Consider the following 22,136-nt stretch of genomic DNA (forward strand, 5'->3'; position numbering starts at 1 on the left):
CGATTTCGCGCAAAGATGGACGCGCGATGGCGAAACCGGTAGGGGCGGCGTCCATGACCAAACTTGCCAGCCATCTTTACCTGATCTCGCCCCTCGATGTGGGTGGCGATTTTGCCGATCGCCTTGCCCGTGCGCTCGATGCCGGGCCGGTTGCGGCGTTCCAGTTTCGCGTCAAGGATGTGGACGAGCATGCCGCGGCCAAGCTGGCCGACCCGCTCCAGCGCATCTGCGCCGATCGCGACGTGGCGTTCATCGTCAACGATTCGGTCAGCCTGGCCAAGCGCCTGGGCGCCGATGGCGTGCACCTGGGGCAGGACGATGGCAGCGTAGCCGATGCGCGCCAACGCCTGGGCCGCGATGTGCAGATCGGCGTGACCTGCCATGCCAGCCGCCACCTGGCGATGGAAGCGGGCGAGGGTGGTGCCGATTACGTGGCGTTTGGCGCGTTCTATCCCAGCGGTACCAAGGAAACCAAGCACCGCGCCGCGCCTGAACTGCTGGCGTGGTGGTCTGCCGTGTTCGAACTGCCCTGCGTGGCGATTGGCGGCATCACCCCGGAAAACTGCGCGCCGCTGGTCACAGCGGGCGCTGATTTCCTCGCGGTGAGCGGGGCGGTCTGGGCCAATGCCCAGGGCCTTGACGAAGCGGGCGCGATTGCAGCCTTCCTGCGCACCATTCGCGAAGCGCCGCCGCGCCAAACCGAAGGATTGGGCGATCTTCGCGCCGACGACGCCGACGTCGAACCGGATTGATTGCGCGAACGCGGGAACCATAAGGAAAGATTGCGGTTTTGGCGTGGCAGCGCTGCGCCAACACACGCACGTGGCGGCTGCCCCGTTCACGGAGACCTGATGACCCGCAAAAGCCGGCTTGCCCCCTTCGCCGCACTTTCCCTTGTTGCCCTTGCCCTTTCTACCACGGCCTGCAACCAATCCACGCCCGACGATGCCGCCAGCGGTTCGGCCAGCGCCACCGCCAATCTGCCCGGCGCCGATAGCATGGCCTCGCAGGATGCCGGCCCGGGTGAACCGGCAGCCCATCCCGACGATGTCGCGCGCCCCGAAATGCAGATGCAGGTGCTGCTCGATCGTGCCGGTTTTTCACCGGGCGTGATTGATGGCACGCTGAACGGCGCCACCCGCAACGCCTTGCGTGCTTATCAGCAGGCGAACCAGTTGAACGCCACAGGGACGCTGGACGATGCCACCCGCGCCTATTTTTCGCGGCAGAGCAACATTCCCGCCACCCGCGTGGTGACCATCCCGGCCAGCTTTGCCGCCGGCCCGTTTGCGCCTTTGCCCAAGGATCCTTCGGCCCAGGCCAAGCTGCCGACGCTCGGCTATGCCAGCCTTGACGAAAAGCTGGGCGAGCGGTTCCACACCACGCCCGAAGTGCTTCACGCGCTCAATCCCGGCGCGCCGCCGTTCGCCGCCGGGTCAAAGCTGCGCGTGCCCAACGTGGGCGCCGATGCCATCGATCCGGCGCAGGTCAGCAATGCCGCCTGGCGGCAGACCCTGGCCGATCTGGGCGTGGGCACGCAGCAGCCCCACGCCGCGCGCATCGTCGTCAGCCGCAAGGCCGGCACGCTGTCGGTCTATGACAGCCAGGACGAACTGGTCGCGCTGTTCACTGTCACCACCGGCTCGCAGCACGATCCGCTGCCGCTGGGCAAGTGGAAGATCAACGGCATCGATCGCAATCCCAAGTACCATTACAACCCCGCGCTGTTCTGGGACGTTTCGGATGCCAAGCCCGAGGCGATGCTGCCGCCTGGCCCCAACAGCCCGGTCGGCGTGGTGTGGATCGATCTGTCCAAACCGCATTACGGCATCCATGGCACGCCCGAGCCGGCCGCGATCGGCAAGAGCGAGAGCCACGGCTGCGTGCGGCTGACCAACTGGGATGCAGCGCGCCTGTCCGAGATGGTCGACCAGCAAACCCAGGTCGAATTCGTCGCCTGATCTTCGTTTGGCGCCATCTTTCCTTTGCCGTCTGCCCGTGCCACACGGCAGGCATCAAAGAGAATATGGCGGCAAGAAGGATGCAATGGTGGCAAGTGGCAGCAATCCCCGCGAATTGACGTGGCGCGGTGTCGCGCTGGGCGCGGTGCTGACGGTGGTCTTTACCGCAGCCAACGTCTATCTTGGGCTGCGCATCGGGTTGACGTTCGCCACCTCCATCCCGGCGGCGGTGATTTCCATGGCGATCCTGCGCCTTTTGCCCGGATCGACCATCCAGGAAAACAATATCGTCCAGACGATCGCCAGTTCGGCAGGCACGCTCTCGGCCATCGTCTTCGTGCTGCCGGGCCTGGTCATGGTCGGCTGGTGGAGCGGCTTTCCCTATTGGCAATCGGTGGCGGTCATCGCCATCGGCGGCATCCTGGGCGTGATGTATTCCGTGCCGCTGCGCCGCGCCTTGGTGACCGGTTCTGATCTGCCCTATCCCGAAGGCGTTGCTGCGGCCGAAGTGCTCAAGGTGGGCGCGGGTGAGGGCGGCGTCGAGGAAAACCGGCGCGGTCTTGCCGCCGTTGCCACTGGCACCGGGCTTTCGGTCGCTTATCCCCTGCTGGCCAAGCTGGGCCTGGTGGCGGAAGAGGCGAGCGGCGTGTTCCGCTTCGCCGGTGGTGCCACCACGGCCGGCGGTGGCCTGTCGCTGGCGCTGATCGGCGTGGGTCACCTGGTGGGCCTGGCCGTGGGGCTGGCGATCCTGACCGGCGTAATCATCGGCTTTGGCGTTTTGCTGCCGATCTACACCGCCGTTGGCGCGCCCGCCGGCACCGAATTGGCCGATTTCGTTTCCGGCGTGTTCCGCGCCAAGATCCGCTTTATCGGTGCTGGCACGATCGGCGTTGCCGCGATCTGGACCCTGCTGCGCGTGATCGGCCCGATCGTGCGCGGCATTGCCGGCGCGCTAGCCGCCAGCCGCGCCCGCGCTGCCGATGGCTATGCCGGGGTGGCCCTGGCCGAACGCGATCTGCCGATCGGCCTGGTTGGTGGCACCATCGTGGTCTTGATGCTGCCGATCGCCGCGCTGCTGGCGGGCTTTGCCAGCGGCGGCCCGGTGGCTGATCACCTCGTGCCTACGCTGGTGGCGGCCGTGGCCTATGTGCTGGTCGCCGGTGTCGTCATCGCCTCGGTCTGTGGCTACATGGCCGGGCTGATCGGCGCGTCGAACAGCCCGATTTCCGGCGTGGGTATCCTGGCCGCGCTGGGGATTGCGTTGGTCATGCTGGCGCTGTTCGGCCATGTGGCCGATCCGGCCGCCGGCAAGGCGCTGGTGGCCTTTGCCCTGTTCGTCACGGCACTGGTGTTTGGTGTCGCCACCATTTCCAACGACAACCTGCAGGATCTCAAGACCGGCGAACTGGTTGGCGCCACGCCGTGGCGGCAGCAGGTAGCTCTGGTACTGGGCGTGGTGTTCGGCGCGGTGGTGATCCCGCCAATCCTTACCCTGCTCAACGGCACGTTCGGCTTTGCCGGCGCGCCGGGCGCCGGGCCAGAGGCACTGGCCGCCCCGCAGGCCGCGCTGATTTCCGCGATCATCCAGGGTGTGCTGGGCCAGGGGCTTGATTGGAAGCTAATCGCGCTGGGCGCGGGCATCGGCGCGGCGGCCATCGCCATCGACGAAGGCCTGCGCGCCACGCGCAAGGGTTCGCTGCCGCCGCTCGCCGTGGGCATGGGCATGTATCTGCCGATGCCGACCACGCTGCCGGTGGTGGTGGGCGCGGTGCTTGGCCATTTCTACAACCGCTGGGCCATGGGCCAGCGCGATCCTGCCCTCGCAGAGCGCATGGGCGTGCTCACTGCCACCGGCCTGATCGTGGGCGACGGGCTGTTCAACATTGCCTTTGCCGCGATCGTGGCGGGCAGTGGCAAGGCCGATATCATGACAGTGGTGGCGCACAATGCCTGGGCCATGCCGCTGGGCCTGGCGCTGTTTGGCGCGCTGATCGCCTTTGCCTATGCCCGCATGGCGCGCGGCGCCCGCATGTGACTTAGGCTCGCCGGCCCCGTGTGTGGGCCGGCGGCAACAGCGATCAGTTGGCTCCGTTCACGCCGGCTTCGGGCGCATCGGCAAAGCCGCCGCTGGGCGCGCCGGTGCGGGTGCAGCGCACACCGGTGCGCTTGCCGTTGGCATCCAGCTGCAGCACCGTGTTCGGGCCCTGCGCCTGAAACGTCCGGCCGTAATAAGGGCCCGAGGTAAAGCTCATCGCCCGGCCCAGCAGGATATAGGTGCCGCCCCCCTTGCCATCGGGCGTGCGGTAGCTGGAATCGGGCGTGATGCGAAATTCCTGGTCGGGCACATGGCGCGGCAGAATCGCGGCATCGCCGCCCTGTTCGCAGGTCCAGCGGCCATTGTGCAACGTGCCCAGATCGCCGCCCGGCACGGCATGGGCTGGCAGCGAGGCGGAGGATGCGGCCAGCATCAGGGCAAGGGCCGCCAGCGAGGCATTGCGTGCGCGCATGGTCATGCCGCACCGGCTAGCATGCATCAGCGGCTTGAAGCAATCGGCCACCTCGGCTAAGGCGCGGCCTTTCCTACTTTGGTCAGGGCTCTTTCCATCATGAAGATCAGCGGCGTGGACATCCGTCCGGGCAACATCCTGGAATACGAAAAAGGCATCTGGAAGGTTGCCAAGACCCAGCACACCCAGCCCGGCAAGGGCGGCGCGTTCATGCAGGTCGAAATGAAGAACCTGATCGATGGCCGCAAGACCAACGTGCGCTTTCGCAGCGCCGACACGGTCGAGCGCGTGCGCCTCGATACCAAGGACTTCCAGTTCCTCTATGCCGAGGGCGAAGACCTGGTGTTCATGGACGTGGAAACCTACGACCAGATCACGCTGCCCAGCGATCTTCTCGGCGATGCCGCTGCGTTCCTGCAGGATGGCATGACCGTGCTGCTCGAAATGTATGACGAGCGCCCGATCTCGGTCGAACTGCCCGAAACCGTCGAAGCCACCATCGTCGAAGCCGACGCCGTGGTGAAGGGCCAGACCGCCTCTTCGTCGTACAAGCCGGCCGTGCTCGACAATGGCGTGCGCATCCTGGTGCCGCCGCACATCGAAAGCGGCACGCGCATCGTGGTGGACGTGTACGAGCGTTCCTACGTCGGCAAGGCGGGCTGATCTCATGGCGATTTCCGGTCTCGTCCGGGTGATGGAGCGTGCCGCCCGCAAGGCTGGCACGCGCCTGCGCCGCGACTTCGGCGAAGTCGAGCACCTTCAGGTGAGCCGCAAGGGCCCGGCCGATTTCGTGTCCAAGGCTGATCGCGCTGCCGAGCAGACGATCTACGAGGAACTGCGCGCCGCGCGCCCCGATTGGGGCTTCCTGATGGAAGAAGGCGGCGTGGTTGAAGGCGATGCCTCTAAGCCGCGCTGGATCATCGATCCGCTCGATGGCACCACCAATTTCCTTCACGGCATCCCGCATTTCGCGATCTCGATCGCGGTGCAGGAACCGGCGCTGGATGGTTCGGGTTGGGGCGACGTTATCGCCGGCCTGGTCTATCAGCCGATGACCGACGAAAGCTTCTGGGCCGAAAAGACCCGTGGCGCCTGGTTGCAGGATCGCCGCCTGCGCGTTTCGGCCCGCCGCAATCTCGAAGATGCGGTCGTTGCCACCGGCATTCCCTTCCTGGGTTATGGCGACATGGGCGAATGGACCCGCATCTATCACGAAATCGGCATGCGCGTGGCGGGTATCCGCCGCTTTGGCGCCGCCTCGCTCGATCTCGCCTGGGTTGCCGCCGGCCGCTATGACGGGTTCTGGGAAAGCAATCTCAAGCCGTGGGATACGGCCGCCGGATGCCTTCTGGTGCGTGAAGCGGGCGGCTTCGTGTCGGACTATCGCGGCCGTTCGCAGCCGATCTGCGACGCAACCGTGCTGGCCGCCAACGATGCGATGCATTCCAAGCTGCACAAGCTGGTGGCAACTGCCATCAAGGCTTGAAAGTTGGTTGAACCTTTTTGCCGGGGCGGTTAAAGCGCCCCGGCAAGCCGCAGTGCCCCTGTGGTGGAATGGTAGACGCGACCGACTCAAAATCGGTTGTCGAAAGACGTGCCCGTTCGAGTCGGGCCAGGGGCACCATTTTCCGGCCATGCTGTTCCGGCTCTCGATCGCGGGTTGACCGATGCCCCATTCCGGCTCTTCCTCGCCCCGGCGCAGCATTTCCCAAACATTGTCCAACACGCTGATCAAGCTGGTCGTGCGCCTGCGCCGTCTGCTGCGCGAGCGGGAAGCCGCCTTCATCGTCTTGGCGGCCGTCGCCGGGGCATTGGCCGGCCTTTCGACAAACCTGCTCAGTTTCATCGCCCATGCCATGCAGCAGGTGTTCTATGGCCTGGAAGGCAACCGGCTGAGCGCGCTGGCGGAAATTCGCCATCCCTGGCGCCTGCTCGCGCTGCCGCTCGGCGGCCTCGTCCTCGCGCTATGGGCGCGCTGGCTGCGTCGCCGCAATCGCCCGCTGATCGACGTGGTTGAGGCCAATGCCCTGCATGGCGGGCGCATTCCGCCGGCCGACAACCTGATCATTGCCGGGCAGACGGTGATTTCCAACGGCGTCGGCGCTTCGGTCGGGCTTGAGGCGGCTTATGCCCAGATGGGCGGTGGCATGGCATCGGTGCTGGGCCAGGCGATGAAGCTGCGCCGCAACGATCTGCGCACGCTGGTGGGCGCCGGGGCCGGGGCGGCGGTGGGCGCGGCGTTCAATGCGCCGCTGGCCGGGGCATTCTATGCGTTCGAGATCGTGATTGGCTCGTTCGTGCCCGGCGCGGTGGCGCCGGTCATGGCGGCGGCGCTGGCGGCGGCTGGCATGTCGCGCCTGATGGGCAGCGAACCCTGGCTGATCGCCACCACGGCCGTGGGCCGCAGCCTCACGTTCGAGCATTACCTGGCCTATGGTGTGCTGGGGCTGGCGGCAGCGGTGGTCGGCATCATCGTCATGCGCCTGGTCACGGCGGCCGAACTGACGCTGGCGCGGTTCAAGTGGCTGGCGCGCTGGCGGCCGATCCTGGGTGGCTTCCTGCTGGTGCCGCTGGCCTTGCTGACGCCGCAGTCGCTGTCGGCCGGACACGGCGCGCTGCATCTCAACCTGGCACTGCGGCCGGGGCTGGATTTCCTCGGCCTGGTGCTCTTGGCCAAGATCGCCGCCTGCGTGGTTGCGCTGTCCAGCGGCTTTCGCGGCGGACTGTTCTTCGCCTCGCTGTTTCTCGGTTCGGTGGTGGGCCAGGCCTTTTCGATCATCGCCGGGCAGCTGTTTCCCGGCCTCTCGCTCGATCCCACCGACGCGGCGCTGGTCGGCATGGCGGCGCTGAGCGTGTCGATTGTCGGTGGGCCGATGACACTCGCCATGCTCATGCTGGAAATCACACACGATTTCGCATTGATGGGCGTGGTCCTTACCGCCTCGCTGGTCTCGGGCACGCTGACCCGCGAAGTGTTCGGCTATTCGTTCTCCACCTGGCGCCTGCATGTGCGCGGCAGCAACATTCGCGGCCCGCGCGATATCGGCTGGATGCTCAACCTGTCGGCCGGCCGGATCATGCGCCGCGACTGGGTGTCGATGCCCGAAGACCTGACGATCGAGGAATTCCGCACGCGCATGCCGCTCGGCTCGGCCAGCAAGGCGGTTCTGGTCGACGATGAGGGGCACTATCGCGGGATCATGGCCACGGCAGCGGCCTATCGCCCCGATCTCGCGCCCGACATGCGCCTGCACGCCCTGGCCGGCTTGACCGGCGTCACGCTTGGCCCGGCATCAGACATCAAGGCGGTCCTGGCCCTGTTCGACGAATATGCCGCCGATGAAATCGCTGTGGTCGATGGCGTGGGCGTCGTGCAGGGGGTGATCACCGAACGCCACGCCCGCCGCCGCTATCTCGAAGAAGTGGAAGCCGCACAGCGTTCGACGTTCAGCGAATAGGCGCGGCCGCTTTTCCCTTCGCCTATGTCGTTGGCAGATTTCCGATCGCCTTGCGCGCGGGCAGGGATATAGCCCGCGGCTCATCCTGTCGCGTCCGAAAAATGGAGATGCACGAGTATGTTGCAAAGCGCAGTGGCGATCGCTTCGCATACCCCGGTCTATGTCTGGTTCGTCCTTGGCCTCGTGCTGTTGCGGGCATGGCAGGCTACCCGTCCGCGCACGACCGGCCTGGCCGGGCCATTGGTGTTGCCGGGCATAATCGTTGTCCTCGGCGTGGTCGGATTGGTTGCGGCGCATGCCACGGCGCTGGAAGCGGCCGTGTGGGTGGCCGCGTTGCTGCTGGGCGGGCTGGTCGGCCGGCCGCTGGGGCATCACCTGCTGTTGCGGGCCGAGCCGGGGCCGCCGGTTCGGCTGCATCTGCGCGGGAGCTGGCTGATCTTTGCGCTGATCCTCGTCATCTTTGCCCTGCGCTATGGCATGGCGGTGTTCGATGCGGTCGATCCCGTCACGGCGCATCAGCCCGCGCTGCGCCTGGCAGAAACGGTCGTGCGGGGCGCGCTGTCCGGGCTTTTGGTCGGTCGCGGGCTGGGCGTGCTGCTCTCCGCCCGGGCGATGCGCGCCGCCCATTGATGCCGCAATGGCGGCAACCGGCGCTTGCGTTCTCGCTCTGTTCGCGTTAGCGCGGGCCCATGGCCAAGCCCAAACGTCGTTATATCTGCCAGGCCTGTGGCAGTGTCTCTCCGCGCTGGCAGGGGCAGTGCCCCGATTGCGCCGAATGGAACACCCTGGTGGAAGAAGCGCCGCAGACGGTGTTTTCCGCCAAGCATGACCTGTCGAGCGGCGGCCGCGCGGTGCAGTTCGTCTCGCTAGATAGCCCGGTTGCCCTGCCGCAGCGGCGCAAGACGGGCCTGGCTGAATTCGATCGCGCCCTGGGCGGCGGGCTGGTGCCGGGCTCGGCCATCCTGATGGGTGGCGATCCCGGGATCGGCAAGTCCACCCTGCTGCTGCAGACGGCGGCCAGCATCGCCAACAGCGGCGGCATGGTCGTCTATATCAGCGGGGAAGAGGCGTCGGACCAGATCCGCCTGCGCGCCGATCGACTGGGGCTGGGCAAGGCGCCGATCCGCCTCGCCTCCACCACCTCGGTGCGCGACATTCTCACCACGCTGGGCACCATGGACGCGCCGGCGCTGCTGGTGATCGATTCGATCCAGACCATGCATTCCGACCAGATCGAGGGCGCGCCCGGCACAGTCAGCCAGGTGCGCGGCTGCGCGTTCGAGCTGATCCGCTATGCCAAGGAAAACGGCGTGGCGCTGGTTCTGGTGGGGCACGTCACCAAGGATGGTTCGATCGCCGGGCCGCGCGTGCTCGAACACATGGTCGACGTGGTGATGAGCTTCGAAGGGGAGCGCAGCCACCAGTATCGCATTCTGCGCGCGATCAAGAACCGCTTTGGCGCAGTGGACGAAATCGGCGTTTTCGCCATGGCCGGAGCAGGGCTTGAGGAAGTGGGCAACCCCTCGCTCTTGTTCCTGTCGGGCCGGGAAGAGCCGGTGCCGGGCAGCGCCGTGTTTCCGGCGCTGGAGGGCACGCGGCCGGTCTTGGTCGAAATCCAGGCGCTCACCGTGCGCCTTGCCAGCGGCGCCACCCCGCGACGCGCCGTGGTGGGCTGGGATTCAGGCCGGCTGGCGATGCTGCTCGCCGTGCTCGAATCGCGCTGTGGCCTCAGCTTTTCCTCGGCCGAAGTCTATCTCAACGTGGCAGGCGGCTATCGCCTGACCGATCCTGCCGCCGATCTTGCCGTGGCCGCCGCGCTGGTCTCGGCGCTCGCCGATCGGCCCCTGTCTGCCGGCACCGCCTGGTTTGGCGAAGTCTCGCTCGCCGGTGAAGTGCGCCCCGTGGCGCATTCCGGCGTGCGCCTGCGCGAGGCGGCCAAGCTGGGCTTTACTCAACTGCACGGCCCCGATGGCGCGGCGGAAAAGGTTGAGGGTTTGCGCTATTCTCCGATCCGCCTGCTCCCAAATCTCGTTGACCGGGTGATGACCGGCGCTTAATCGCCGGGATATGACCGGCTTCGATTATGTTGTCTTCCTGGTCGTCGCGGTCGGCGCGATCGGCGGTTTCTTTCGCGGTTTCGTGGAGGAGGTGCTGTCGCTTGCGGCATGGTGCATCGTCCTGGTGGCAGTGCATTATGGCCTCGAACCGCTGACCGAGGCACTCAAACCCCACCTCAAGACCGAAACCGGCGCGGGCGTTCTTGCCTATGCGCTGCTCATGGTCGTGCCCTGGGGGCTGATGCGCCTGATCGCGCGCAAGATGGGTGCGGCCAGCCGCGATTCGATGCTGGGGCCGATCGATCGGCTGCTCGGCTTCGGGTTTGGCGCGGTTAAAGGCGCCATTCTCATGGTCCTGGGCTTTTCGCTGCTGGTCTTTGCCTATGACGTGGTCTGGGGCGTCAAGGGCCGGCCGGAATGGATCACGGCGGCGCGCACCTATCCCTTCCTCAATGCCGCGAGCGAGGAACTGGTCGCGATGATTGCCGAGCGGCGCGATGCTGCGGCCCAGGCGGCCGACGATCCCAACGCGCCTGATGGCGATGCTACGCCCAAGCCCAGCACCGCCGCGCACAAGAAAACCGCGCATCACCGCAAGCACGCGGTCAGCGCCGACAATTGAGATGAGCGCCACCGTTCTCTACACGCCCGAGGTGCTGGCTGCGGCCATGTCTCTGGCGCAATGGCCGTGGGACGACAGCCTGCCTTTGGTGGGCGAGGCGCGTTCGCGCGCCTGCGGCAGCACGCTGCAGATCGGCCTGGCCCGTAACGACGCCGGCCAGATCAGCCGCATCGGCCTGCGTCCCCATGCCTGCGCCGTGGGGCAGGCCGCCGCCCAGGTCTTTGCCGCCGCCGCCATTGGGCACACTGCGGAAAGCCTGACGCAGGCGCGCGCCGAACTGGGCGCATGGCTGGCGGGCGAGGGGGCAGAGCCGGATTGGCCGGGCATCGGCCTGCTGCGCACCGCGCGCGACTATCCCGGCCGCCACGGCGCGATCGTGCTGGCGTGGGACGCGGCGCTGGCAGCGCTGGCGGAGCCGGCAAAGGCAGGCTAAGGCATTCCCGGATAACAGTGCCCCGGGGGAAATTGCACACCATGAACACCACCCACGCGGAACCGACCGCGGCAGACATTCGGCTGGTGATTGCCGCCAGTTCCGCCGGCACGGTGTTCGAATGGTACGATTTCTTCATCTACGGCACGCTGGGCACGATCCTGTCCAAGGCGTTCTTTCCCACAGGCAATGCCACGCTCGAACTGCTGCTGTTCTGGCTGGTCTTTGCCGTGGGCTTTGGCTTTCGCCCCCTGGGCGCTGTGCTGTTCGGGTTCCTGGGTGACCGGCTGGGGCGCAAATACACGTTCCTGGCGACTGTGGCGCTGATGGGCGTGGCCACGGCCGGCGTCGGCCTGGTGCCTTCGGCTGCCAGCATCGGCTATACCGCGCCGGCCCTGGTCATCCTGCTGCGCGTGGCGCAGGGCCTTGCCCTGGGCGGGGAATATGGCGGCGCGGCGGTCTATGTCGCCGAACACTGCGCGCCCGAACGGCGCGGTTTCTTCACCAGCTTCATCCAGGCCGGCGTGGTCGGCGGCTTCATCCTCAGCCTGGTCGTGGTGCTCAGCTGCAAGGCGGCGTTCGGGCCGGAACTGTGGGCCGCGTGGGGCTGGCGCGTGCCGTTCATCCTCAGCCTGGCGCTGCTGGCAATCTCGCTGTGGATGCGGCTCAAGCTTTCGGAAAGCCCGGTATTCCAGGCGATGAAGGCGGAAAACGAGCTGGCCGGCAATCCCTTTATCGAATGCATGACGGCACCGGGCAACCGCAAGCGGCTGCTCGTCGCGCTGTTCGGCATTGCCGCCGGGCTGACGGTGATCTGGTACACCGCCATGTTCAGCAGCCTGACGTTCCTGAAAACCGCTATGCGGATGAACGACACGGCGGCCGAGATCATCGTCGGCATCGCCGCGTTGTTCGGCGTCGGCTCGTTCCTGTTCTTTGGCCACGTTTCCGATCGCGTGGGGCGCAAGGCGCCGATCGTGTGGGGCTATGTCGCCACGCTGGTGCTGCTGTTCCCGCTCTATTGGGGTATCGGCGCCCTCGCCAATCCGCATCTCGCGCGCCAGGCGCGTGAGCTGCCCGTGGTCGTGGCCGGCCCCGATTGCCGTTATGAAGCCTTTGCCATCGATCAGGCTAGCCAGTGCGGCAAGCTGCTGTCGGATCTCACCGCCACCGGCGTGCCCTATCGCCTCGAACATGCTGCCACGCTCTCGCTGCACGCCGGCGCTGCGCGCCTGCCGTTGGAAGCCTATCCCTGGGCCGACAAGAAGGCGCGCGGCAAGGCGCTGGAAGGCCTGCTGGGCAAGGCCGGCTATGATCTGGCGCGTATTACTCCAACGCCAGGCCGGGCGATCCTGGTCGTGCTGGTGCTGTTCGGCCTCATGGCGCTGTCGGGCGCCACCTATGGACCGGTTGCCGCGACTCTGTGCGAAATGTTCCCACCGCGCATCCGCTATTCCTCGCTGTCGATCCCCTATCACATCGGCACTGGCTATTTCGGCGGCTTCCTGCCGTTTCTTTCCACACTCATCATCGCCAAGACCGGCGATCCCTATGCCGGGCTGTGGTATACCTGGGTTGTCGTCCTGGTGGCCCTGGTGGTGTCGCTGTGGGGTCTCAAGGGCGGCCTGCCGCAGGACGAGCCAGTCTGAAACGCTTTCATCCATCAGGATTTGATCGAACGTTGTCTGTTTTTTCTTCCGTTCCGTTGCCCCCTGCCGCGCTGCGGCTTGCCTTTGATGCCACCGCCCTCGCCGGCAATTGGCGCGCGCTCGATCGCCTGAGCGGCGCGGCCAGCGCTGGCGCTGCGGTCAAGGCCGATGCCTATGGCTTGGGTGCGGCGCGGGTGGTGCCGGTCCTGGCGCAGGCCGGGTGCCGCGACTGGTTCGTGGCGCACTGGTGCGAAGTGCCCGATCTGCTGCCCCATGTTCCCGCCGCGTCGATCCACGTGCTGCATGGCCCGATGAACGCGGCAGACGTGGCCTATGCCCGCGCCACTGGGGTTACCCCGGTGCTCAACTCCCTGGCGCAAGTGCAGCGCTGGCTGGCCGCGGGCGGCGGGCGTTGCGACCTGATGGTCGATACCGGGATCAACCGCCTGGGCCTGCCGATGGCCGATCTGGGCGATCCCGGCTTGGCGGCGCTGGATATCGACTGCTGCATTTCGCATCTTGCCAGCGCGGACGAGGATGTGGCGCAGAATGCGCAGCAACTCGCCCGCTTTCAGGCGGTACGCGCCCAAATCAAGGCCCGGCGCTACAGCCTTGCCAACAGCGCCGGCATCGCGCTGGGTGCCCCGTGGCATGCCGATGTGACGCGGCCGGGCATCGCGCTTTATGGCGGCATTGTGCGCAGCGAACTGGCGGGCATGATCGCCCCAGTGGCGCGGCCGCAGGCGGCCGTGATCCAGCGGCGCCAGCTCCATCCGGGCGATCATGTCGGCTATAATGCCACGTTTACCGCCGATCGCCCTGTTGCAGCCGCGGTGGTCGCGCTGGGATATGCCGACGGCTATCTGCGCACATGGTCTGGCAGGGGCGAATTTTTGTGGCAGGGCAAGACCTTGCCAGTGATTGGCCGGATTTCGATGGATATGACCATAGTGGACGCAACAGATGCGCCCGCGCTGGTTGAAGGGGACTGGCTCGACGTGGCTTATAATCTGCCAGAAGCCGCCAAAATCAGCGGGTTGTCCCAATATGAGCTGCTTACCCTGCTGGGCCGCCGATTTTTGCGCGACAAAGCATGTCTTGCACCTTGATTAACTCATATTGCGCCGCACATACTGCATCTGCTAATCGTGTACGACATTCCCAGCGGGGGTCCGATAAAAATGGCAAATCAGGCTAAGGACGGCGATACCGTCATCATCAAGAAGTACGCCAACCGCCGTCTCTACAACACGCGGACGTCCAGCTACATCACGCTCGATCACCTCGCCCAGATGGTGAAGGAAAATGTCGAGTTCAAAGTGATCGACGCCAAGAGTGGCGCCGACCTGACCCATTCGATCCTCACCCAGATCATCATGGAAGAGGAAGCCACCGGCGAGCAGATGCTGCCGACCAACTTCCTGCGCCAGCTGATCGCGATGTATGGCAATTCGATGCAGGCGCTGCTGCCGGGCTATCTGGAAGCCTCGATGGAACACTTCCGCGAGAACCAGAACAAGCTGCGCAAGGCGATCGAGGATTCGATCGGTTCCAACCCGCTGGCGCAGATTGCCCAGCGCAACATGGAAATGTTCAAGGCTGCCGCTGCTGCGTTTGTCCCCGGCGCCACCCCGCGCGAGGATGACAAGCCCGCCAGCGCTCCTGCCGGTGGCGAGGGCGAACTTTCGGAACTGCGCAAGCAGATGGCCGAAATGCAGAAGAAGCTCGATCAACTGGGAAAGTAAGCCGCCGATTTTTGCCGGTGCGCGTGCATTGGGGCGTTGCCCCGATCCGCCGCACCGGCTAACCGGCAGGGCATGAACCAGCCCAAGATCAAGCACGCGCTGCCGATCAAGCGCGAAGAAGACTTTGCCCAGTGGTACCAGGCGGTCATCGCCGAGGCCGAGCTTGCCGAGGAATCCGGCGTGCGCGGCTGCATGGTGATCAAGCCATGGGGCTATGGCATCTGGGAACGCATCCAGAAGCTGATGGACGCACGCATCAAGGAAGCGGGCGTCGAAAACTGCTATTTCCCGCTGTTCATCCCGCTGTCGTACTTCGCCAAGGAAGCCGACCACGTGGAAGGCTTTGCCAAGGAAATGGCGGTTGTCACGCATCACCGCCTGATCGCCGATCCCAAGGGCGGGCTGATGCCCGATCCGGAAGCCAAGCTGGAAGAGCCGCTGGTCGTGCGCCCCACCTCGGAAACGGTGATTGGCGCGGCCATGGCACGCTGGGTGCAATCGTGGCGCGATCTGCCGCTGCTGACCAACCAGTGGGCCAATGTCGTGCGCTGGGAAATGCGCACCCGCATGTTCCTGCGCACCAGCGAATTTCTCTGGCAGGAAGGCCATACCGCCCATGCGGACGAGGCCGACGCCATGGAGGAAACCCTGCGCGCGCTCGAAATGTACCGCGGCTTTGCGCAAGACGTTCTGGCGCTGCCGGTCATCGCCGGGCCCAAGCCTGAAAACGAACGCTTCCCCGGTGCCGTCGCGACCTATTCGATCGAGGCGATGATGCAGGATGGCAAGGCACTGCAGGCCGGCACCTCGCACTATCTCGGCACCACCTTCTCGCAGGCAGCGGGCATCCGCTATCAGGACAAGGAAGGCCAGCAGGCGCTGTGCCACACCACCTCGTGGGGCGTGTCCACCCGCCTGATCGGCGGCGTGATCATGACGCATGGCGATGATGATGGCTTGCAGACGCCGCCACAGGTGGCGCCGCACCAGATCGTGATCCTGCCGATGCTGCGCGATAACGACGGCGATGACGCGCTGCTCGCCTATTGCGAAGACCTGCGCAAGGCGCTCGCGGCGCGCAGCGTGTTCGATGAAAAGGTGCGCGTCCTGCTCGACAAGCGCCCCGGCAAGGCCACCGCCAAGCGCTGGGCCTGGGTCAAGAAGGGGGTGCCGCTGATCCTCGAAATCGGCGGGCGCGATGCGGAAAATGGCCAGGTTTCGGCGGTGCGCCGCGATCGCCTGTGGCGCGAGGATGGCAAGGTCAATTTCGTTGGCCAAGCCAAGGACGATTTCGTTGCCAGCGCCGCCGCTGAACTGGAATCGATCCAGGCTGCGCTGTTCGCCCAGGCAGAGGCGCGTCGCGATGCGCAGATCGAGCGCGGCGTGACCGATCTCGATGGCCTGGCCGCCTATTTTGCCGAAGACCGCAAGTTCCCCGGCTGGGTGGAACTGGGCTGGTCGCGCCCCACCGGCGCCGCGCTCGACAAGGTGGTGGAGCAGCTCAAGGCGTTGAAGCTTACCATCCGCAACAGCCCGCTTGGCGGTCCCGCGCCCACCGGCACCTGCCCGTTCACGGGAGAGCCGGCGGTGGAAACGATCTATATCGCCCGGGCTTATTGAGCGCTTTGTAAAACATTCCCTCCCCCGACCCCTCCCGCAAGCGGGAGGGGGTTAGGGGAGGGAATGTCCCATGTTCCCCCTTACGCCCCGCAAAATTTCGTTTACCTTGCGCAACATGACCCGCGCTCTCGTTGCTCTTCCGCTCCTCGCCCTGGCCGTGCCGCTTCATGCGCAAGAGGTTTCGCCACAGCGCCTCAAGGCCGATGTCGAAACCCTGGTCGGCTTCGGCACGCGGCACACCATGTCCTCTCCCACCGATCCCAAGCGAGGTATCGGCGCGGCGCGGGCCTGGGCCAAGGCGCAGTTCGCGGCGAGCAGTGCGGCCTGCGGTCAGTGCCTCACCATCGTCACCCCCGAAACCACGGTGACCGGCGAGCGCGTCCCCACGCCCACCAAGATCGTTGATGTCGTGGCCATCCAGCGCGGCACGGAGCGGCCCAACGAGGTCGTCATCGTCGCCGGCCATATCGACAGCCGCGTCAGCGACGTGATGAACGTCACCGCCGATGCCCCCGGCGCCAACGATGATGGTTCGGGCACGGCTTTGGTGCTGGAAGCCGCGCGCGTGCTCTCCACCCGCAAGTTTCCTACAACCATCGTCTATGCCGTGCTCAGCGGCGAAGAGCAGGGGCTCTATGGCGGCAAGCTGTTGGCCGATTATGCAAAGGCCCAGGGTTGGACGGTGAAGGCCATGTTCAACAACGATATCGTCGGCAATTCGCGCGGGTCTGACGGCCTGGTGGACGATACCCATGTGCGCGTCTTTTCCGAAGGGCCGCGTGGCGATGGCGATGCCGCGCTCGGCCGTGCGCAGCGCGCGATCGGGGGCGAGAACGACAGCCCCTCGCGCAATCTTTCGCGCTGGCTGGCGGGCCTGACCAATCCGGCCAAGACCGGCCTTGCCGTGCGCCAGGTCTGGCGCGCTGATCGCATGGGCCGGGGCGGCGATCACCTGCCGTTCGAGGCGCTGGGCTATCCCGCCGTGCGCTTTTCGGTCGCGGTCGAAAACTATGATCGCCAACACCAGGATCTGCGCACCGAGCAGGGGCGCCCCTATGGCGACACGGTCGATGCCATGGATTTTGCCTATCTTGCCAAGGTAACCCGCCTCAACGTTGCCGGCCTTGCTGCGCTGGCCCGCGCACCGATGCCGCCGGTCGCCACCGTCAAGGCGGCGGTCCAGACCTTTACCGATATTGCCTGGCAGCCGGTGCCCGGCGCGGTGCGCTATGCCGTGTGGCAGCGCGCCACCGACGCACCGGGCTGGCCGGCCAAGCCGGTGCTGACCACCAGCGATACCCATGTCACGCTGCCCGGCGTGCGCGGCGATGACTGGTTCTTTGGCGTCAGCGCAATTGCGGCCGATGGCAGCATGAGCCCGGTGGCCTCGGCCGTGCCGGGCGGCGGGTTCGGTCCACAGCAGGCCCAGCACTAAATTAAGCGGTTGCGTGGAGACCACGCCAAAGGGGGATTTTCATGCTTCACGCCATCAAGCACGGCTTGCGCAATCTCGTCACGCTTACCGGCCGCGATGGCCGCAAGCAGTTCTGGCTCTATGCGGTGTTCCTGCTGCTGTTGCGCTGGGCGGTCAGCACCGTGGCAACGGTGCCCTTGATGGCCAGCACGATGAACACGGCCTTCACTGCCGCGCGCAACAGCACCGATCCTGCCGCCACGGCCACGGCCGTGCAGGCCAATATCACCGCCGCCCTGCCGCAGATCATGCTGCTGGGCATTGTGATCAGCCTGGTCACTGCAGCCATGCTGCTGTCCAGCCTGGTGCGCCGCCTGCACGATAGCGGGCTGTCCGGTTGGTTCGCGCTGTTGCCGGGCGTGCCCTATCTTATTTCGCTGGCAGCCGCCCCGCGCGAAGTGGCGCACACCATGGCGGTCATGCAGCAACAGGGCCCTGGCCACCCCGGCGCGGCGCTCCATGCCACCAACTGGAGCATTGCCGCGATCGGCTGGCTGGCCCTTGCCTTGCTGGTGGCAGTGGCGGCGCGGCCGTCCACCCCCGGCACCAACCGCTACGGGCCGGAGCCAGTGGATTTGGACGCCTGATCAGGCTGCGACCGCCTCGATCAGCAGGGTGTCGATGGTAAAGCTGCCATCCGCCTCGATCGCAAAGTGATCCTGCACCTCGCGCGGGGCCTGTTGCTGAACCTGGCGGATCATCGCTGCATGGGCGGCGGGCGTGCCCATCCGCGCCGTCCATTCGGCAAAGTCCATGCGCAAGCGCCCCGGCTGGATCGCGGTCACGGCAAAGCCGGCCTGGCCCAGCGCCGCCACCCATTCGGCGGCGCTGTAATCGCGCACGTGTGACGCATCGCGCAGCAGTTCCATCACCTGCAAGTGCGTGTCGCACAGCGCCTGGACCGGCGCCACCACATCGGCAAACAGCGCCAGCCCGCCGGGCCGGCACACCCGCCGCGCCTGTGCCAGCCCGCGGGCCAGGCTGTTCCAGTGGTGCGCGGAAAAGCGGCTGCTGATTGCATCGGCATGGCCATCGGCAAAGGGCAGGGTTTCGGCGGCGCTCACGCAGGTGACGATGTTGGCCATGCCACGGCGCGCGCTTTCGGCCTCGACAGCGTCCAGCATGCGCGGGGAAAGATCGGTGGCGATCACCTCGGCACAATGCGGCGCAGCGGCATAAGCCACGTGGCCGCCGCCGGTGCCGATGTCGATCAACCGGGCGGGGCGGCGTTCGGCCAGCGCCTGGGCGATGCGGGCGAGATCGGCACCCTGGGCGTGAACGGTGCTGGAAACATAGGCGGCGGCGCGGCTGCCGAATTGGGCGTCAGCGTGGCTGTCGTGGTTGGGCTGAATCATGGTCTATCCTTTCCCGGCGGGGTGTGGCGCGCGATTTACCCTGTTACAAGATTGGCGTTTATCCTGTTATAAGCGCTGCCATGACCGATACGAGACTGGAACTCGGCCGCTTCCTGCGCGCCATGCGCGAACGCAGCCCGGCCGAGGCAGGGGGCCGCCGCCGCACGCCCGGCCTGCGGCGCGAGGAACTGGCGATCCGCGCCGGGATCAGCACCACCTGGCTGGCCTGGCTGGAGCAGGGGCGCGAGGCCAATCCATCGCCCCATGCGCTCGCCCGCCTGGCGCGGGCCCTGGCCCTGTCGGTGGCAGAGCGCGCCTATCTGTTCGAACTGGCCGGCCGGCTCGATCCCGAGGCGCCGGTCGCCCTGGCGCTGGAAGAGGCGCCCGATTCGGTGCGTGTGCTGGTCGATTTCGCACCTGGCCCGGCCTATGGCCTCGATCGCACCTGGCGCGCGACCTGCTGGAATGCGGCCGCCGCACGGCTGTTTCCCGGCTGGCTCGATGATCTGGGAGAGCGCAACCTGCTGCGCTACATGTTCCTGCGGGCCGAAGCGCGCGCCATGCTGCCCGATTGGCACGAGCGCGCCCGCCGCCTGATTGCGGAATTTCGCGCCGATCATGCCGGGCGCCATGGCGATCCGGTCAGCGAGCGGATCGTGGCCGATCTGCGCGGGCAAAGCGCTGAATTTGCCAGCCTGTGGGACGAGCAGGTGGTGCAGGGCCGCGAAGGTGGCCTGCGCCGGTTCGACCATCCCTGGGACGGGCACCTGGCCTTTCGGCAGTTCACCTGGATTCCCGCCGATCGCCCCGATACCAAGGTGGTGGTGCTGCACCCGGCGTGACGCGCGCGGCAAAGGTTGCGCTTTGCGCGCCAAACGCCCACATGCGCTGGAATGGCCAAGACCAATTTTCCCCCGGGACTCCCTACGCGCCAGCAGGTGCTCGATTTCATCGCCCAGAGTGCAGAGCCAGCCGGCAAGCGCGAGATTGCCAAGGCATTCGGCCTGAGAGGCACGGAAAAGATCGCGCTCAAGGCGCTGCTCAAGGACATGGCCGAAGAGGGCCTGATTGACGGCAACCGCACCGCGTTCCACGCCATGGGCGGCGTGCCCAAGGTGACGGTGCTGCGCGTCGTCGAAATCGATGAAGGCCATGTCCTGGCCATTCCCGATTCATGGCAGCCCGATGATGCCAGCCCGCCGCCGCGCCTGCGCGTAATCGAGCCCAAGGGCAAGGCGCGTGATCGCCAGGCCGCGCTCAAGCCGGGCGATCGCGTGCTGGCCCGCACTGAGGAAGTTGGCGGGTCTGGTTCGGGCAAGTGGCTGGCCCACCCGATGAAGAAGCTGCCGCAGCAAAGCGAGCAGGTCATGGGCGTGGTCGAACTCGATGGCGTGGGCAAGGGTTGGCTGGCCCCGATCGACAAGCGCGAGCGCCACGCCGCGCCGATTTCCGATCTTGGCGGGGCAGAGGCCGGGCAACTCGTTTTGGCAGAGCCGGCCGGCCGCAGCCCGCGCTCGGGCATGCGGGTCACGGCGGTGCTGGGCGATCCGCTCGCGCCGCGCGCGTTCAGCCTGATCGCCATTCACAAGCACGGCATCCCGATGTCCTTCGCGCCCGAAGCGCTGGACGAGGCGCACATTGCTGCCAAGCTGCCGCTCAGCCACGATCACCGCGAAGACCTGCGCGCCCTGCCGATCGTGGCGATCGATCCCAGCGACGCCCGTGACCACGACGATGCCATCTGGGCCGAGCCCGATGGCGAGGGCGGCTTCCGCGCGCTGGTCGCCATCGCTGACGTCAGCTTTTACGTGCGCCCCGGCGGTCAGCTCGATCGCGATGCACGCAAGCGGGGCAACTCGGTTTATTTCCCCGATCGCGTCGTGCCGATGCTGCCCGAAGTGCTCAGCGCCGATGTCTGCTCGCTCAAATCGGGCGCCGATCGCGCGGCCATGGCCTGCCATCTGCACATTGCCGCCGACGGCCGCATCAAGGATTTCCGCTTTACCCGCGCGCTGGTGCGCATCCATGAAGTCATCGCCTATGAAGAGGCGCAGGCCCGCATCGATGAGGATCGGGCCGAGCCGCATCTGCAGAACCTGTGGGCAGCATGGCGCCTGCTCGAAAAAGCCCGCGCCGCGCGCGATCCGCTCGAACTGGAACTACCCGAACGCCGCGTGATGCTCGATGATCAGGGCCGCATTGCCCAGATCGCCCTGCGCGAACGGCTCGATGCGCACCGCGTGGTCGAAGACTTCATGATCGCGGCCAACGTGGCGGCAGCCAAGGCGCTGGAAGCCAAGACCGCACCGGTGGTCTATCGCATTCACGAGCCGCCGAGCCGGGAAAAGCTGCTGGCGCTCAAGGACTATCTCGCCACGTTCGATCGCAAGCTCGCGCTCGGCCAGGTGATCACGCCGGGCCTGTTCAACCGCATGCTCAAGGACGTGACCGACGAGGCGGAAAAGGCGCTGGTGATGGAAGCGGTGCTGCGCAGCCAGACCCAGGCCTATTACGGCCCGCGCAATGCCGGGCACTTTGGTCTGGCGCTGGGCAGCTATGCCCACTTCACCTCGCCGATCCGCCGCTATGCCGACTTGCTGGTGCACCGCGCGCTGGTCGATGCCTATGGCCTGGAGCAGCCACGCCCGGCCGATCATGCCGTCCCTGGCACCTCGGGCCTGTCTGATCGCGACAAGGGCGATCTTGCCCGCGTCTCTGACGCCATCAGCGCGGCCGAGCGCCGCGCGATGGAAGCCGAGCGCGAGACGATCGATCGCTATGTTGCGGCCTGGCTATCCACCCGCGTGGGCGAGGTCTTCGACACGCGCATCAGTGGCGTGCAGAAATTCGGGCTGTTCGCCACGATCCTGGGTCTGGGCGGCGATGGCCTGGTGCCGGTGTCGACCCTGGGCGCCGAGCGCTTCAATTACGATGAAAAGGCCCAGCGCCTGGTCGGCGAATTGAGCGGGGAGGAATTTGCCATGGGCATGATCCTCAAGCTGCGCTTGGCCGAAGCCAACCCGCTCACCGGCGCGCTCAAGTTCGAGCCGGTGGACGTGGCCGAAGGCGTGCAGCGTATCGAGCGGCGTGGCAGCAAGCTGGATGGCAAGCCCAAGTTCCGCGGCAAGCACATGGTCGGCCAACGCGGCCGGCCCGGCAACATTCGACACCAGGGCAAGCGCAAGTAACCCCCTCCGACGGCCTGCGGCCGCCACCTCCCCCGGTGGGGGAGGACCTGCTGATCCTCCCCCACCG

General features: G+C 66.4%; 20 protein-coding genes and 1 tRNA gene. 19 read left to right on the forward strand and 2 right to left on the reverse strand.

Annotated features, from left to right (window positions below; translation table 11 throughout):
• The first annotated feature begins 53 nt into the window (after positions 1-53).
• The 3 genes from thiE (at position 54) to SCA01S_RS02470 (ending at position 3,996) form a co-directional block, all read left to right on the forward strand.
• On the forward strand, positions 54-752 hold the full coding sequence (gene thiE / locus SCA01S_RS02460; RefSeq protein WP_062782515.1) for a thiamine phosphate synthase: 699 nt from the start codon (positions 54-56) through the stop codon (positions 750-752).
• Between the two features lie 99 nt (positions 753-851).
• Entirely contained in the window at positions 852-1,961 is a 1,110-nt protein-coding gene (locus SCA01S_RS02465) for a L,D-transpeptidase family protein (protein WP_062782518.1), read from the forward strand.
• A gap of 88 nt (positions 1,962-2,049) precedes the next feature.
• The gene (locus SCA01S_RS02470; protein WP_245652412.1) at positions 2,050-3,996 is read left to right on the forward strand and encodes an OPT family oligopeptide transporter; all 1,947 of its coding nucleotides are present in this window, start codon (positions 2,050-2,052) and stop codon (positions 3,994-3,996) included.
• A 43-nt stretch (positions 3,997-4,039) separates the two neighbouring features.
• Here SCA01S_RS02470 and SCA01S_RS02475 read toward each other — a convergent pair whose 3' ends face one another.
• Positions 4,040-4,474 carry a hypothetical protein gene (locus tag SCA01S_RS02475; RefSeq protein WP_022674909.1) on the reverse strand — a complete coding sequence of 145 codons (435 nt, stop codon included), beginning with the start codon at positions 4,472-4,474 and terminating at the stop codon, positions 4,040-4,042.
• 93 nt (positions 4,475-4,567) lie between these two features.
• Between SCA01S_RS02475 and efp the strand changes: the two genes are divergently transcribed.
• From efp to SCA01S_RS02545, 14 genes are all read left to right on the forward strand, one after another.
• Positions 4,568-5,131, forward strand: a complete 564-nt coding sequence (gene efp / locus SCA01S_RS02480; RefSeq protein WP_054131025.1) for an elongation factor P — start codon at positions 4,568-4,570, stop codon at positions 5,129-5,131.
• A 4-nt stretch (positions 5,132-5,135) separates the two neighbouring features.
• The gene (locus tag SCA01S_RS02485; protein ID WP_043607560.1) at positions 5,136-5,954 is read left to right on the forward strand and encodes an inositol monophosphatase family protein; all 819 of its coding nucleotides are present in this window, start codon (positions 5,136-5,138) and stop codon (positions 5,952-5,954) included.
• Positions 5,955-6,008: 54 nt separating this feature from the next.
• A tRNA-Leu gene (locus tag SCA01S_RS02490) sits at positions 6,009-6,092 on the forward strand.
• A 79-nt stretch (positions 6,093-6,171) separates the two neighbouring features.
• A complete protein-coding gene (locus SCA01S_RS02495) occupies positions 6,172-7,926 on the forward strand; it encodes a chloride channel protein (RefSeq protein WP_062782997.1) in 1,755 nt (584 codons plus the stop codon).
• A 117-nt stretch (positions 7,927-8,043) separates the two neighbouring features.
• Positions 8,044-8,556, forward strand: coding sequence for a hypothetical protein (locus SCA01S_RS02500; RefSeq protein ID WP_062782523.1), 513 nt, complete (start codon positions 8,044-8,046; stop codon positions 8,554-8,556).
• A 59-nt stretch (positions 8,557-8,615) separates the two neighbouring features.
• The gene (gene radA / locus SCA01S_RS02505) at positions 8,616-9,983 is read left to right on the forward strand and encodes a DNA repair protein RadA (protein ID WP_062782525.1); all 1,368 of its coding nucleotides are present in this window, start codon (positions 8,616-8,618) and stop codon (positions 9,981-9,983) included.
• Positions 9,984-9,993: 10 nt separating this feature from the next.
• Entirely contained in the window at positions 9,994-10,605 is a 612-nt protein-coding gene (locus tag SCA01S_RS02510; protein WP_022674915.1) for a CvpA family protein, read from the forward strand.
• Between the two features lies 1 nt (position 10,606).
• A complete protein-coding gene (locus SCA01S_RS02515) occupies positions 10,607-11,038 on the forward strand; it encodes a hypothetical protein (protein WP_062782527.1) in 432 nt (143 codons plus the stop codon).
• A gap of 41 nt (positions 11,039-11,079) precedes the next feature.
• The gene (locus tag SCA01S_RS02520) at positions 11,080-12,687 is read left to right on the forward strand and encodes an MFS transporter (protein WP_022674917.1); all 1,608 of its coding nucleotides are present in this window, start codon (positions 11,080-11,082) and stop codon (positions 12,685-12,687) included.
• 32 nt (positions 12,688-12,719) lie between these two features.
• Positions 12,720-13,796: an alanine racemase gene (locus SCA01S_RS02525; protein WP_062782530.1), complete on the forward strand. Its 1,077-nt coding sequence runs from the start codon at positions 12,720-12,722 to the stop codon at positions 13,794-13,796.
• Positions 13,797-13,868: 72 nt separating this feature from the next.
• Positions 13,869-14,432, forward strand: a complete 564-nt coding sequence (gene phaR / locus SCA01S_RS02530; protein ID WP_022674919.1) for a polyhydroxyalkanoate synthesis repressor PhaR — start codon at positions 13,869-13,871, stop codon at positions 14,430-14,432.
• 72 nt (positions 14,433-14,504) lie between these two features.
• Entirely contained in the window at positions 14,505-16,052 is a 1,548-nt protein-coding gene (proS, locus tag SCA01S_RS02535) for a proline--tRNA ligase (protein ID WP_022674920.1), read from the forward strand.
• A gap of 115 nt (positions 16,053-16,167) precedes the next feature.
• Complete coding sequence (locus SCA01S_RS02540) at positions 16,168-17,487, forward strand: M28 family peptidase (RefSeq protein ID WP_062782533.1); 1,320 nt, start codon at positions 16,168-16,170, stop codon at positions 17,485-17,487.
• Positions 17,488-17,528: 41 nt separating this feature from the next.
• Entirely contained in the window at positions 17,529-18,113 is a 585-nt protein-coding gene (locus SCA01S_RS02545) for a DUF805 domain-containing protein (RefSeq protein ID WP_062782536.1), read from the forward strand.
• Here the strand turns inward: SCA01S_RS02545 and SCA01S_RS02550 are convergent, their stop codons facing one another.
• Positions 18,114-18,881 carry a class I SAM-dependent methyltransferase gene (locus SCA01S_RS02550; RefSeq protein ID WP_062782539.1) on the reverse strand — a complete coding sequence of 256 codons (768 nt, stop codon included), beginning with the start codon at positions 18,879-18,881 and terminating at the stop codon, positions 18,114-18,116. It abuts the gene before it with no gap.
• 80 nt (positions 18,882-18,961) lie between these two features.
• On the opposite strand from SCA01S_RS02550, the gene SCA01S_RS02555 reads away from it, so the two are divergent.
• Together SCA01S_RS02555 and SCA01S_RS02560 are read left to right on the forward strand one after the other, a co-directional pair.
• On the forward strand, positions 18,962-19,723 hold the full coding sequence (locus SCA01S_RS02555; RefSeq protein WP_062782542.1) for a helix-turn-helix domain-containing protein: 762 nt from the start codon (positions 18,962-18,964) through the stop codon (positions 19,721-19,723).
• A 51-nt stretch (positions 19,724-19,774) separates the two neighbouring features.
• Positions 19,775-22,069, forward strand: a complete 2,295-nt coding sequence (locus SCA01S_RS02560) for a ribonuclease R family protein (RefSeq protein WP_062782545.1) — start codon at positions 19,775-19,777, stop codon at positions 22,067-22,069.
• The last annotated feature ends 67 nt before the right edge of the window (positions 22,070-22,136 follow it).

This window comes from Novosphingobium capsulatum NBRC 12533 (assembly GCF_001598375.1).
Taxonomy (GTDB): Bacteria; Pseudomonadota; Alphaproteobacteria; order Sphingomonadales; family Sphingomonadaceae; genus Novosphingobium; species Novosphingobium capsulatum.